This window comes from Pedobacter sp. NJ-S-72 (genome assembly GCF_053890575.1).
Window position 1 is genome coordinate 4,384,665 of record NZ_CM132681.1, and the last position, 12,643, is coordinate 4,397,307.

Sequence of the window (12,643 nt, forward strand, 5' to 3'; positions counted from 1 at the left end):
TGATTTAAAGTGGATCAATATCTATCAATTAATCTTCGGGTACTGAATAGCATCAGTTTTTTATTCATTTTTCTTCTTTTTGCTTCTTGTGAAGGGAATAAGGCAAAAGAAGACTTCGATTATGGACTGATTGTTTATGATCAGGAAAGACGACGCGACCCGCTTCATGCCTGTTTACTCTATGCAGGATGGAATACCTGATTCGAAAGGGATTAATGTCCCGGGGATGACTATTGCAATTTATGATAGATGTTATTTTCTGATGGACAGATCAGATAAAAGCTTTCTTAAATATCGTGCAACAGCTCAGGGGTTAGTGCTGGAGCAATCAATTGATATGAAAGCTATTGCATGGGAGCCCTATTCCAGTTGGGTGAATTGGATAAATGACCATACAATCTTATTAGGAAGTGTGGTGGATGAGCAGTTCAGATTTACAGAAATAGATCTGAGGGAGATGAAAATATTGAGGAGTGGGTTATTAGCTGTTCCGCCTGCGCCAAAAGGGGTAAACTATACGGGTATGTCTTCACAATTGGTTAATAACAGACTTATTGTGTTTTATACTTTTCAAAAAGGGATGATGAGAGCACATGCTACTCCTCCTGATGATGCCGTACATACTGCAGTATTTAGTTATCCTTCATTAGCATTTGGAAAGTAATTTTGCGGATAAAAGAACTACATGGCCCGGAAGTTATAACATATGGAGTTCCAATTCTCTGGTATTAAATGATACAATTTATGTACTGGGACAGCCTGGAGGCAGGACGGGGAATCATCCTACTGCCCCTTCAGCTATTTTAAGACTGAATAAAGGTGCTCAAAGATTTGATTCGGGTTACTTGTTTAAATTAGGAAATCATGGTGGGCAGGAGGCTTATACGCTTTATAATCTTGGACGAGGGCTGGCTGTTACAAAAATAGTGGAGTCTTCACGAATTAGCCAGTTTGATGATTATATGATGAAAAGAATTTCGCGGTTTGAATTGCTTGATCTTCGCAGGCAAAAAAGGTTTACGCTGGCCATGCCTCCAATTTTTCTTGATTTTTTAATGAATGTTACTGCTGATGAAAACTTTGCCTATCTATCAGTTTATCAGCAAAATGATAAAAGTCAGATCTGGATTTATGATCTCCGCTCGGGGGTGCTTAAACGTGGTGCAGAGGTACATGGACAGATAATCCGTATAGATAAGCTAAAGGATTAAAATCTTTATTCCATTTATTTAAAATAATTCTAAATAGCCGTAGGGGTAAAGCTTCACTTATGATAATAGTATAAGTAGAAGCAGGGAATACTGCGGTTAATTATGTGAAAAGAATAAAAAAGAGCCATACAGTTCGTACCTGTATGACTCATCCCCAGGTGGGGTTACCTTTAAATCGTTTATTATTTAAATTAATGCAAATTAAGAAAATTTTTCTGACGGGTATTCTGTGCGCCCTCATATTTTTTGTTCAGGCCCAGGGTGGCAGGAATGGCACGATCAAAGGAAGTGTGTGTAATGATCAGTCGGAAGCTATTCCGGGCGCAATTATCAAATTATTACCGCTTAAAAAAACGGCTGTCAGTAATGAAAAAGGTGAATTTCATTTTGCTGGTGTTACTGCAGGAGCTTATAAACTGACTATTCATGCTCTGGGACATATTAAAACAGAGAAAAGCGTAACAGTTATTGCCGAAAAAGAGAGCTCTGTTAGTTTCAAACTTAAACAGGATGTAAGACAAATCGATGAAGTTGCTATTCTTGGCTTCAGCAAAAATCAGAAGACCAACAGGCAGGCTTATAATGTAATCTCAATAGACGCGAAAGCGCTTCATAATACGACGATGGATCTTGGGCAGGTCATGAACAGGGTTTCTGGTGCCCGTGTCCGTGAATCTGGAGGAGTTGGGTCGAATATGAGTTTTAGTTTAAATGGCTTTACGGGTAACCAGGTGAAGTTCTTCCTGGATGGCATACCGATGGAGAATTTTGGATCTTCTTTCCAGTTAAATAATATCCCGGTGAACTTTGCTGACCGGATTGAAGTTTATAAAGGAGTTGTTCCGGTATGGCTTGGCGGAGATGCGCTGGGTGGTGCGGTAAATATCGTGACCAATACAGATCCTGGAACTTATGTAGATGCTTCTTATTCTTACGTCTTTTTAATACACATAAAAGCTCTTTTAATGCTGGTTACACAGCAAAATCTGGGTTTACAGCGCAATTAAGCGCTTTCCAAAACTACTCTGACAATAATTACTGGATAAACGGAAATGTAACAGACAGTATAACCGGAGTAAATACACCAGAAAGGGTACGCAGATTTCATGATCAGTATCATAATGAAACTGTAATTGCTAATATCGGCGTGTCCGGAAAAAAATATGCTGATCAGTTTTTTAGTAGGGATTACTCTGGGACAAAATAAGGCAGATATACAGGTTGGAAACAGGATGGAAGATGTATTTGGTGCGAGGTGGAAATCTGGAAATACGATACAGCCTACCCTTAAATATGTGAAAAGAGATTTGTTTGTCAAAGGCCTGGATTTAAGGGTGAACGGAAACTTTAATTTCGGAGAAGAGCGAAGTGTTGATGTTGTTCCCAGAACATTTACCTGGGATGGGTCTTCGGTGCCCAGATATCGTGGTAAACCATGCTATTGGTGGAGAAGTTAGCCTGACTGATTTTAAGTTTAAAAATAACAGTGGTCTGGCTAATGCAGGACTGAATTATGCGATTAATGATCGTCATTCTTTTTCGCTTAATGAGCAATTTTCCACTTTTAACAGGAAAGGTCTGAATCGTTTTGATCCGGACAATCTGCAGGATAAACAACCTCAAATTTCCCGGAAGAATATGCTGGGGTTAGGTTATCGCTACAATCTTAATGAAAAAGGGAATTTTACTGCCTTCGTCAAACAATATAACCAGCATATAACCAGTAATGATATCGTAAATGGTCTGGATAGTGTGACTAAAGAAAAAGTCTATTCTGTACTGTCCAGGAGCAAGGATTTATCTAAGCAGGGATATGGATTTGCGGGTTCCTATTTTTTAACTGAAAATATTCAGCTTAAGGCTTCTTATGAAAAAGCTTATCGTTTGCCAGATAATGATGAGTTTTTTGGTAATGTATATACCAGTGTTGCCAACCTGGAACTAAAGCCTGAAAATAGTGATAATATTAATATTGGCGCCACTTATACTACAGAAATAAATAAAATACATTTCTTTCAAATCCAGGCTAATTATATTTTCCGTAATGCGAATGATTATATCCGGAGCAGGGTCATGCCTGGAGGAAGTAACGGAACATATTTGAGCAAATCTGAGAACATAGGGAAAGTAACCAATCGAGGGATTGATGCAGAACTGCGTTATGCTTATAAACAGTTATTTACACTGAATACCAATTTCACGTATCAGAATTTAAGGGATGACAACGAGTTCGAAAAATTGATGAATGGTGAATACTCTAAAACAAGAAGTGTCAATTACAAAGATCGTATTCCTAATACACCATACCTTTTTGGAAATGCAAATGCCAGTCTTTATTTCAATAATGTCCTGAAAAAGGGGAATCAGCTTACTTTAGGTTATAACCTTTTATACGTCAATAAGTTTTATCTGTACTGGCCTGGCCAGGGATCTAAAGAAGATAAGATGGATGTGCCAACACAGTGGGCACACGATGTCAATATGATCTATGCAATGGCCGGTGGAAAATATAATATCGCAGTGGAGTGTATGAATTTAACGGATTCTGAGCTATTTGATAATTATGCACTGCAAAAGCCAAGCCGGTCTTTTAACATTAAGTTCCGCTATTATTTTTCTAAAAAAAGGGGCCTCTGATCAGAGATGACCATTTAAATCAGATTTTTTTAAACAGCTTTTAATAATTAAATAAATAAAACAATGAAGAAGACTACTAATTTTTTAATAACAGGCATGTTAGGTATGGGTATACTATTGGGTGCTTGTAGTAAGAATACAGTTGAAACCCCGGGGCCTGTTGTTCCTGTTGATCCTGCAAAACCTGTTCGTTCAAAATATGTATTTGTTTATACAGGAAAGGGTGCTGCTGCCGCAACATATATCGTAAGTACAGATGATATTACCAAAGGAGGAGTTTCATCTACCAATAATGGTGTAGAGGTGGATGCCTGGTCTTTTATCGTCCAGAATAATACAGTATTTGCACAGGCGTATAATGAACAGGGGCTCGTAAGACCATTTCGTATTAATGAACAAGGTAAAGTCGTTGAAGCCGGAAGATCAGTTACAACTTTCCGCACAGGTGTATCTGGTAAAGTCGGTAAGGATTTCTGGGTAGGTGGTGGTGACCCGCGTTCGAGTGGTATTGGTGAATTATACCGTTTTGATGCGGTCAACCTTCAAATTGCAGGAAGAAGTACAACTGATTTAAATAAAATAACAGGAACAGGCTTTAATGCTGTGTGGACTGGCTTATTTGAGGTAGATAATAAAATATATCTTCCTTACTATAAGTTTAAACATACTCCAGGTGGCAGAGTTTACGAAGGTGAATATGGTAGTTTAGACAGTACATGGGTGGCTGTTTTCAGTTATCCTGAGCTTAAATACGAAAAAACAATAGGAGATGATCGTACTGGTTTTATCGGAGACTGGAGCAGCCAGCAGGGTGTTCAGCAAATTGAGAACGGCGATACTTATGCGTGGTCTACAGCAAGCGGTGATGGTGAACATAGAAAATCGGCAAAACCATCTGGTATTGTTCGTATCAAAAAAGGCGCAGGGCAATTTGATAAATCCTATTTCTTTAATATTGAGGCAGCTGCAGGATCAAAAATTTGTAGAGGTGAATATATTGGTAAAGGTAAATTCCTGTTAGCAGTTTATGCCAATGCCGGAGCAACCGGTGGAAAAATCAAGATGATCATTGCTGATGTATTTAATAATACAATTACTCCGGTATCAGGAGTTCCTGTACATGAATTTGGCGGATTTAAACTGATTGTTTATGCTGAACAAGATGGCAAAACAATCAATTATGCGATGCAGGATGACGCAGGTGAATACTATGTCTACATCATCAATGCAGACACTGGAGCAGCAACGAGAGGTGTTCATATTGAAGGTGCAGAAAGCGTAACTGCTATCTCGAAATTAACCTATTAAAATATTGTGTTTTGTTGGGCCGCATTACCAGGTGTAAGCGGCCTTTTTTTTTAAAGTTCCTAGATGTTCAAAAAAATTAATGCCTGGCTCCATTTGTGGCTGGGGCTTGCTTCAGGTATTGTCGTCGTTATTGTTAGCCTTACAGGCTGCATATTAGTATTTGAGCAGGAAATAAATAATTTCCTCTATCCATATCTGACTGTAAAGCCAGAGGCAGAAAGTAAATATCTCCCCCCTTCTCAGATTTATAACAGCATTGCAAAATCTTTGCCTGGTAAAAAAGCGGAAAGTATCTGGTACCATGGATTGAATAAATCAGCACATGTGACCATAAATTCTGATTCTACAGTTTATGTTAATCCTTTTACCGGAGAAGTATTAGCTGTTGCTGACCACGATGCTTTTTTTCATTTCATGGATGAAGGGCATCGCAACCTATGGATGGGCAGAAAAATTGGTAAAGCAGTGGTTGGCTGGGGGGGAACTTTTATTTCTTCCTGTTGCTAATCAGTGGACTTATTTTATGGTATCCGAAAAAATGGAGCAAAACTAATATCAATAACAGTTTTAAAATTAAATGGAAAGCAAAGTTCAAAAGGCTCAATTATGATCTTCACAACGTTCTTGGGTTTTATTCCTTATTAATAGCTGTTATACTGGCCTGTACCGGCTTAATTATGAGTTTCTCCTGGTTTTCAAAAAGTATTTACTGGTTAAGTGGAGGAGGCAGTATGCCTAAACGGGAAAAACAATCGGAAGTTAAAATACAGCCAGCACCAAATCCAATTGTCTACAGTGCTGATAAGGTTTGGTATAAGGTAAGAAAGGAAATGGCCGTACATGAAAAAAATGCCATCATTATTTCTATACCTGACCATGACGATGAGGCGATTTATGCCTGTACCGATATGCATAGTGGCAGTTGGAGGGATATTTATTTTGATCCGGCTACGATTGAAGCACTACCCTATTCCGGAAAACGTTTGTCTGATCTTGCTTGCTTTTGCAGACTGGCTGCGTAAATCAAATTATGCTTTGCATGTGGGGGCTATAGGAGGTCTTTTTACAAAAATCGTTGCCTTTATCACCAGTCTGATCTGTGCTAGTTTACCTATCACGGGGTTCTATGTATGGTGGGGTAAAAGAAAAAAAGCAAATAAAAATAAAAAAGCAACCGCATGAAAGTAATCCTGACCCTATTAAGTTTCTTTATATTCACTCAAATACATGCCCAAACGCATCAGGTAAGAGGACGTTTAACTGATGAACAGCAAAAACCGGTCGGTTATGCTGGTATATTTTTACTCAGAGCTGCGGATTCTACAAAAGTAAAAGCTGTTGTGAGCGATTCTACGGGTTATTTTAATCTTTCGGATGTTCCAAAAGGCAAATACTTTGTGAGGATTAGCTATATAGGTTATCAGCATTACAGCAGTGAGCCCCTTGAATTGAATGGTACAGCTATGATTTCTAATCTTGGCCGGATCAGGATGATTGCAGATCAGATGGCACTGAATACAGTAGAAATTAAAGCGAATAAAGCGGCTATCGTACAACAGCCTGACCGGATGGTGATGAATGTAGAGAATAGTGTCATGGCCGAAGGTGGAACTGCTTTGGAATTGCTGAATAAGGCACCCGGTGTTACGATTAGTGAGAGTGGCGAACTAAGTTTAAAGGGCAGGCCAGGAACTATGGTCATGATTAATGGTAAACCTACTTATTTATCTGGCAGCCAATTAGCAAACCTTTTACGTGGAACAGCTTCAAATACGATATCCAGAATTGAAATTATGGCAAACCCGTCTTCAAAGTTTGACGCTGCGGGGAATGGTGGAATTGTTAATATCGTTTTAAAGAAGAATGTTAAAGCAGGCTTGAATGGTACAGTCTCTGCCAATGGAGGTGCTGGAAAGGCTGCTCGTTTTGGCGGTGGAACAAGTCTTAATTACAGAACAGAAAAGGTCAGCCTATTTGGAAACTATAATTATTTCTATCAGGATTTAGAAGGTTCAGATAAAGTGAAGAGAGATTTTTATCGTGATGGAATTGGTACTGGAAAAAGCCCATATAATAGTTCAGTTCAGCAAATGGATGAAAAGGCGAAACTAAGATCTCAAAATTTTCAGGCCGGCATGGACCTGTTTCTGAATGAAAAAAACACCTTGGGGTTTCTTATCAATGGAGGAGTTGGTAAATACCCAGCAGTTCGGCCTACCCGAAACCGTTTGTTTGATAACCAGACCGGAGCGTTATTATGGGATGCTTATACCAATACAGAAGGTAAAGAGCGCTGGACGGATATGCTTTATAATCTTAATTATAAGCGTCTTTTTAATAACAAGGGCCATGAGCTGACTGTGGATCTGGATTACGTTACTCATTTTTCCAAGATGGATCAGCAGTTGGATACAAAGTTTAGCGGGGCTCAGGGCGCCCCTTTGCCAGTCGGAAAATCACGGATAGGTGACCTCCCTTCCGATAATGATATTTATTTAGCGAAGATAGATTATGCCTTACCGGTAGGTAATCTGGGGAAACTGGAAGCGGGCTGGAAAGGAAGTTTTGTTCGTATGATCAATAACCTGAAGTATGATACATTACAAAATGGAATATATGTTAAGGATTATTCTACAAGCAATGATTTTATTTACAAAGAGCAAATACAGGCAGGATACATAAACCTGAAAAAGGATATAGGTAAATTTAGTATACAGGCGGGGCTGCGCGGAGAGTATACCTATACAAAAGGACATCAGCTGACAACGGATTCTTTAGTAAAAAGAAGTTACTTCAAATTATTTCCAAGTGTATTTCTGACTCAGGAAATCAATGATAAAAACAGAGTGCAGCTAAGGTATAGTAAACGTATTGAGCGGCCGGGCTATTGGGATATGAACCCTTTCAGGGTTTACATGGATCCTTTTTCTTATGAGGAAGGGAATCCATATTTACGCCCTTCAATCGTCAATGCATTTGAACTAAGTTATGGCTTTCGCTCCCCCGTTATTATACGACACTGACATATAACTCTAGTACAGACGTAATCAGCAGTCTGGTAGGTGGAGATAGTAATATGGCCTTCCAGAGACCTGAAAACCTGGCAACTTTCAAAAATTATGGTGTTAGTTTTACGGCCTCGGTAGATTTTACCAAATGGTGGTCTGGAACACAGTTTGCAAATCTTTTCCGGAATGATTTTTCTATTGCCGGGCAAAAGGGAGAAGAAAATATTAAGGGTACGAGCTTTACATTTGATTCACAGAATACTTTTAAATTGGGAAATGGCTGGAAATCAGAACTTAGTGGGATGTATAAAACGAAAGTTATCTCTGGCGTATTTACTACTAAAGCTTATTATATGATCTCTGCCGGTGGACAGAAGGATATTCTTAAGGATAGAGCTAGTTTAAAACTTCTTGTGAATGATATTTTTCAAAGCAGACAGATTAAGCAATCTGCAACCTATGGAAATATTTCTACCTATAGCCATAGCAGGCCTGACTGACAGCCGTGCAGTAGTTCTTTCATTCAGTTATCGCTTTGGCGGAGAGGGAGCGGGTGGTAAACAACGTAGTACGGCTAGTGAAGACCTAAAAGGGAGATTGAAATAATACGGATCTGATACCGGGTTGTGTTCCGGTTGATATCTATGTTGGGAAGGGGTTGGTAAGGCCAAAGGCCTTACCAACCCCTTCCCAACATAGATATCTTACGCATGTTAAACACCTGGAGAACTTGTTTAATTCGTTTGTTCTGAGATTAATAGCAAATTATATGGCTGAAAGAAAATATAATACTTATCTTTGCAAGCTTTAGCAATAGACTATATGACAATTAATTCCAATATTTTAGGGGTTTTTTGTTGTTTTGTAGCTGTGCAAAAGCTAATAAACAGTTAAATAACTGACATTTAGTCAAATATAATTATACCCATACCCATAAATTATTTCATTTAATGGAACAAACTGTAGAGCAAAAGCTGAAAGCTTTATACGAATTACAAACCCTTCATACAAAAATTGATAAAATACGTCAGATTCGTGGTGAATTACCAATGGAAGTGGCCGATTTAGAAGATGAGGTAGCGGGATTGGAAACGCGTATACAAAAATTCAAAGCTGAATTGGATGAAACCGAAGATGCTATTGTAACACGTAAAAATATGATCAAAGAATCTCAGGCTTTGATTAAAAAATATGATACGCAGTTAAAAGAAGTAAAAAAAATAATCGTGAGTATGATGCTTTAACAAAAGAAGTTGAGATTCAATCTCTTGAAATTCAAGTTTGTGAAAAGAAAATCAGAGAATACGGATTTGATATTTCTTCAAAAACTGAAGTTTATGAGAAAGCTTTAGGTGATCTTGAATCTAGAAAAAATGATTTAGAGATCAAAAGAGGAGAACTTCAAACGATCACTTCTGAAACTGAAAAAGACGAACAAGGTCTAAATAAAAAAGCTGAGAAAGCTGAAGCAGTAATCGAAGAAAGATTATTAATCGCTTACTTACAGAAGATTAAGAGGAAACGCAAACAATGGCCTTGCTGTTGTAACTATTGACCGTGATTCTTGCTCAGGATGTTTTAATCAGATTCCACCTCAGCGTCAGTTAGACATTCGTCAACGTAAAAAAATCATCGTATGTGAGCATTGCGGAAGAATTTTAGTTGATGAAGCATTAACATTAGAAAATGTACCAGCATAATTAGATAATTATTGCTAATAGTAAAAAAAACGGTCAGATTGTAATCTGACCGTTTTTTTTATACAGAATTTTCTGAATTTGAAATAATAACACACTCTTTGTCGTTTTTATGGATTCACCATATAGAAATACTGTAAATATGCCCGCCAAAAGGAAACTTATCCTCCTGTTTAAATATTGTCTATTTCCTCTGTTTTTGATCCTTCCGGGTACCGTACATGCCAATTTCGATTTCAATGCCAATTGCCTGAAAGCTTATCAATTGATATTTGAGCTTAAGATAAATGCGGCTAAACAATTGATTGCCGCAGAAAAGAACGCACACCCCAAAAATTCAATTGTTCCGTTATTAGAGAATTATGCTGATTATTTTTATCTGATTACAGTAGAGAGCAAGCAGGATTTTGACAGGCTGAAAGAGCAGAAATCTGACAGACTGAGTCAGATTGAGGACGATGATGAAAAGTCTCCCTATTACCTGTACGCACAGGCGGAGATCAATCTGCAATGGGCTTTATTGAGAAGTCGTTATGGGGAGTATTTTACTGCAGCGAGGGAAATCAAGAAAGCTAACAGTTTGCTGCAGGAGAATAGCAGGAAGTTCCCGGGATTTCATTTAAATGGTAAGGGCATAGGTCTTATCAATGTGTTTTTAGGAAACTTACCTGATGGTACACTGAAGAGCATGCTTTCTACTTTTGGTGTAAGAGGAGATGTACAAAAAGGGTTGGTGATGTTGGATAAGCTGGCACAAAATCTTCCCCGCTCTGCTTTCGAGCCGTTTTATGAAGAAGTAGTCTTCTATTATTCTTACGTTTTATCGGATGTAATCCACTCTCCTGATGCTTATGCTAAAACAATGAAATATACTGCCAGGATAGCTGATAGTAGTTTGTTGAAGGCTTATTTGCAGGCGTATGTTTGTGCCCGGAACGGTCACAATGATGAGGCAATTGCTATTTTAGCAAAGCGTCCCGCTGGTGAAGGCTACCAGGCATTCCCCTATCTGGAACTTTTAATGGGTACAGCAAAGCTGAACAAACTTGATTATTCTGCTTCAAATAATTTTAAAAGATTTTTGCAGCTGAATAAGGGCGTTAATTACATTAAAGATGCCAACCTTCACTTGTCATGGGTCGCTTTGTTAAACGGCGACACGGGTACTTATAGAGGTTATCTTGCTAAAGTTAAGAGTGTGGGTTATACTTATGCTGAAAAAGATAAACAGGCGGTGAATGAAGCCGGTGCTCCAACCCCTGAATCCGGGTTGTTGAAAGCCAGGTTATTATTTGACGGGGGTATTATTCAAAAGCACTGGATTTACTATCCGGTGAAAGTGCAGCCGGTTATAAGTCCGTAAAGGACAAGGTAGAATATTACTATCGTATGGGCAGGATTTACGATGCGCTTGATAAAGATGATAATGCATTGCAGAACTACCAGAACGCTGTAAATAACGGGAAGAATTTAAAGTATTACTATGCGGCGACCTCTGCCCTGAATATGGGTAAGATATACGCCAAGAAAAAGAATGATGCCAGGGCTAAAGTATACTTTAACCAGGCAATCAGTATGAAAAATCATGAATATGAGAACAGTATTGAAACTCAGGCCAAAGATGGCCTGAGGAAACTGGGTAATTAGAACCTGTATACGAAGGCGTTAATGTGCATTCCTGCACCTACAGAAGCAAAGACTGCATATTCGCCTGCTTTTACCTTATAACCTGCAACTTTTTCTTTTAAAACAAGATCCAGTAAAGTAGGAATAGTTGCGACAGAGCTATTGCCTAACCATGAAATGGTCATGGGAACCAGGTTTTCAGGAACAGAATCCTTATCGTATAATTTGAAGAGTCTTTTCATAATAGCATTATCCATTTTTCCGTTCGCCTGGTGGATAAATACTGTTTTAATATCTTCAATGCTTAATCCGGCTTTATCTATGGCCATTTTAACTACATGAGGAACATTAACAACTGCAAACTCATATAGCTTGCGTCCGTTCATTTTCATGTAAGTGTTGCCATCTGTTGCAGCTGGGTTACAGCTTTTAGCCATGTATAAAAGAGAAGCGAAATTTCCTGCAAATGTCTGCGTTTTATGTGCGATAATACCAATTGGCTGATCATTTTCAGCTGCTTCAAAAACAACTGCCCCTGCCCCATCCGAAAAAATCATACTATCACGATCATGCGGATCTATTATTCTGGATAATGTTTCTGAGCCGATAACCAGTACACGTTTAGCATCTCCGCTTTGAATCAGGTAATTGGCTTGTATAGCGCCTTGTACCCATCCGGGCATCCGAAAATGATATCATAAGAAACGCAATCGGGATTAACGATCTCCAGTTGCTGTTTAACTTTAGCAGCAAGCGAAGGCAGAATATCCATACGGTTACTTCCATGATGAATATCACCGAAATTATGGCATACTATAATATGATCTAATGTTTCTTTATCGATTTTAGCATCATCCAAAGCCCTTTGAGCGGCAATTGCAGCGATGTTGCTGTTTAACAGGTTATCATCGATATAACGACGTTCTATGATCTCAGTAATTTCAGAGAATTTACTAATAATATCTGCGTTATCTTTTTCAAGAATGAGCCCGTTTTCGTAAAAAGTAGAGTTTAGGAATGAATCTCCTGAAACTATGTTCTCAGGAATGTAACTTCCTGTGCCTGCAATTACTGACGATATATGCTTTTTATTAACCATTCTGAACCGTATACTGTTTTAGTATTTAGTATAAAACTAGGATTAATTTATTGAAAA

Annotated in this window: 17 protein-coding genes and 1 pseudogene; 16 read left to right on the top strand and 2 right to left on the bottom strand. The window is 38.4% G+C overall.

The window, feature by feature from the left end:
- Positions 1–9: 9 nt before the first annotated feature.
- From ACWYN3_RS29030 to ACWYN3_RS29105, 16 genes and pseudogenes are all read left to right on the top strand, one after another.
- Positions 10–201 carry a hypothetical protein gene (locus ACWYN3_RS29030; protein WP_456217433.1) on the top strand — a complete coding sequence of 64 codons (192 nt, stop codon included), beginning with the start codon at positions 10–12 and terminating at the stop codon, positions 199–201.
- The gene (locus ACWYN3_RS29035; RefSeq protein ID WP_456217434.1) at positions 167–664 is read left to right on the top strand and encodes a hypothetical protein; all 498 of its coding nucleotides are present in this window, start codon (positions 167–169) and stop codon (positions 662–664) included. Before ACWYN3_RS29030 ends, ACWYN3_RS29035 begins: the two co-directional genes overlap by 35 nt.
- Entirely contained in the window at positions 654–1,211 is a 558-nt protein-coding gene (locus ACWYN3_RS29040; RefSeq protein ID WP_456217435.1) for a hypothetical protein, read from the top strand. Before ACWYN3_RS29035 ends, ACWYN3_RS29040 begins: the two co-directional genes overlap by 11 nt.
- A gap of 194 nt (positions 1,212–1,405) precedes the next feature.
- On the top strand, positions 1,406–2,218 hold the full coding sequence (locus ACWYN3_RS29045) for a TonB-dependent receptor plug domain-containing protein (RefSeq protein WP_456217436.1): 813 nt from the start codon (positions 1,406–1,408) through the stop codon (positions 2,216–2,218).
- 156 nt (positions 2,219–2,374) lie between these two features.
- A complete protein-coding gene (locus tag ACWYN3_RS29050) occupies positions 2,375–2,668 on the top strand; it encodes a hypothetical protein (protein ID WP_456217437.1) in 294 nt (97 codons plus the stop codon).
- The gene (locus ACWYN3_RS29055; protein WP_456217438.1) at positions 2,637–3,848 is read left to right on the top strand and encodes a TonB-dependent receptor domain-containing protein; all 1,212 of its coding nucleotides are present in this window, start codon (positions 2,637–2,639) and stop codon (positions 3,846–3,848) included. The genes ACWYN3_RS29050 and ACWYN3_RS29055 overlap by 32 nt, the downstream gene beginning before the upstream one ends.
- A gap of 63 nt (positions 3,849–3,911) precedes the next feature.
- Positions 3,912–5,156, top strand: a complete 1,245-nt coding sequence (locus ACWYN3_RS29060; protein ID WP_456217439.1) for a DUF4374 domain-containing protein — start codon at positions 3,912–3,914, stop codon at positions 5,154–5,156.
- A gap of 63 nt (positions 5,157–5,219) precedes the next feature.
- On the top strand, positions 5,220–5,663 hold the full coding sequence (locus ACWYN3_RS29065; protein WP_456217440.1) for a PepSY-associated TM helix domain-containing protein: 444 nt from the start codon (positions 5,220–5,222) through the stop codon (positions 5,661–5,663).
- Complete coding sequence (locus ACWYN3_RS29070; RefSeq protein ID WP_456217441.1) at positions 5,657–6,178, top strand: PepSY-associated TM helix domain-containing protein; 522 nt, start codon at positions 5,657–5,659, stop codon at positions 6,176–6,178. The genes ACWYN3_RS29065 and ACWYN3_RS29070 overlap by 7 nt, the downstream gene beginning before the upstream one ends.
- Positions 6,150–6,338, top strand: coding sequence for a PepSY domain-containing protein (locus tag ACWYN3_RS29075; RefSeq protein WP_456217442.1), 189 nt, complete (start codon positions 6,150–6,152; stop codon positions 6,336–6,338). Before ACWYN3_RS29070 ends, ACWYN3_RS29075 begins: the two co-directional genes overlap by 29 nt.
- Entirely contained in the window at positions 6,335–8,179 is a 1,845-nt protein-coding gene (locus tag ACWYN3_RS29080; protein ID WP_456217443.1) for an outer membrane beta-barrel protein, read from the top strand. Before ACWYN3_RS29075 ends, ACWYN3_RS29080 begins: the two co-directional genes overlap by 4 nt.
- A gap of 32 nt (positions 8,180–8,211) precedes the next feature.
- Entirely contained in the window at positions 8,212–8,664 is a 453-nt protein-coding gene (locus ACWYN3_RS29085) for an outer membrane beta-barrel protein (RefSeq protein WP_456223190.1), read from the top strand.
- The gene (locus tag ACWYN3_RS29090; protein ID WP_456217444.1) at positions 8,624–8,770 is read left to right on the top strand and encodes a hypothetical protein; all 147 of its coding nucleotides are present in this window, start codon (positions 8,624–8,626) and stop codon (positions 8,768–8,770) included. Before ACWYN3_RS29085 ends, ACWYN3_RS29090 begins: the two co-directional genes overlap by 41 nt.
- A 344-nt stretch (positions 8,771–9,114) precedes the next feature.
- Positions 9,115–9,864 (top strand): annotated as a pseudogene (locus tag ACWYN3_RS29095) (zinc ribbon domain-containing protein).
- Between the two features lie 139 nt (positions 9,865–10,003).
- The gene (locus ACWYN3_RS29100; protein ID WP_456217445.1) at positions 10,004–11,224 is read left to right on the top strand and encodes a tetratricopeptide repeat protein; all 1,221 of its coding nucleotides are present in this window, start codon (positions 10,004–10,006) and stop codon (positions 11,222–11,224) included.
- 26 nt (positions 11,225–11,250) lie between these two features.
- Positions 11,251–11,508 (top strand): hypothetical protein, encoded by a 258-nt coding sequence (locus ACWYN3_RS29105; protein WP_456217446.1) that lies wholly within the window; start codon positions 11,251–11,253, stop codon positions 11,506–11,508.
- Here the strand turns inward: ACWYN3_RS29105 and ACWYN3_RS29110 are convergent.
- Together ACWYN3_RS29110 and ACWYN3_RS29115 are read right to left on the bottom strand one after the other, a co-directional pair.
- Positions 11,505–12,170, bottom strand: a complete 666-nt coding sequence (locus ACWYN3_RS29110; RefSeq protein ID WP_456217447.1) for a 3-oxoacyl-ACP synthase III family protein — start codon at positions 12,168–12,170, stop codon at positions 11,505–11,507. The two genes, ACWYN3_RS29105 and ACWYN3_RS29110, sit on opposite strands and share 4 nt — an antisense overlap.
- Entirely contained in the window at positions 12,128–12,586 is a 459-nt protein-coding gene (locus ACWYN3_RS29115) for a hypothetical protein (protein ID WP_456217448.1), read from the bottom strand. The genes ACWYN3_RS29110 and ACWYN3_RS29115 overlap by 43 nt, the downstream gene beginning before the upstream one ends.
- Between the last annotated feature and the right edge of the window lie 57 nt (positions 12,587–12,643).

What these genes read in the sequence shown, in the direction of transcription:
- ACWYN3_RS29110 (WP_456217447.1), bottom strand. Translation starts at nt 12,170, where the DNA reads ATGCCCGGATGGGTACAAGGCGCTATACAAGCCAATTACCTGATTCAA.
- ACWYN3_RS29035 (WP_456217434.1), top strand. Translation starts at nt 167, where the DNA reads ATGCCTGTTTACTCTATGCAGGATGGAATACCTGATTCGAAAGGGATT.
- ACWYN3_RS29060 (WP_456217439.1), top strand. Translation starts at nt 3,912, where the DNA reads ATGAAGAAGACTACTAATTTTTTAATAACAGGCATGTTAGGTATGGGT.
- ACWYN3_RS29090 (WP_456217444.1), top strand. Translation starts at nt 8,624, where the DNA reads ATGGAAATATTTCTACCTATAGCCATAGCAGGCCTGACTGACAGCCGT.
- ACWYN3_RS29065 (WP_456217440.1), top strand. Translation starts at nt 5,220, where the DNA reads ATGTTCAAAAAAATTAATGCCTGGCTCCATTTGTGGCTGGGGCTTGCT.
- ACWYN3_RS29100 (WP_456217445.1), top strand. Translation starts at nt 10,004, where the DNA reads ATGCCCGCCAAAAGGAAACTTATCCTCCTGTTTAAATATTGTCTATTT.
- ACWYN3_RS29050 (WP_456217437.1), top strand. Translation starts at nt 2,375, where the DNA reads ATGCTGATCAGTTTTTTAGTAGGGATTACTCTGGGACAAAATAAGGCA.
- ACWYN3_RS29045 (WP_456217436.1), top strand. Translation starts at nt 1,406, where the DNA reads ATGCAAATTAAGAAAATTTTTCTGACGGGTATTCTGTGCGCCCTCATA.
- ACWYN3_RS29080 (WP_456217443.1), top strand. Translation starts at nt 6,335, where the DNA reads ATGAAAGTAATCCTGACCCTATTAAGTTTCTTTATATTCACTCAAATA.
- ACWYN3_RS29115 (WP_456217448.1), bottom strand. Translation starts at nt 12,586, where the DNA reads ATGGTTAATAAAAAGCATATATCGTCAGTAATTGCAGGCACAGGAAGT.
- ACWYN3_RS29105 (WP_456217446.1), top strand. Translation starts at nt 11,251, where the DNA reads ATGGGCAGGATTTACGATGCGCTTGATAAAGATGATAATGCATTGCAG.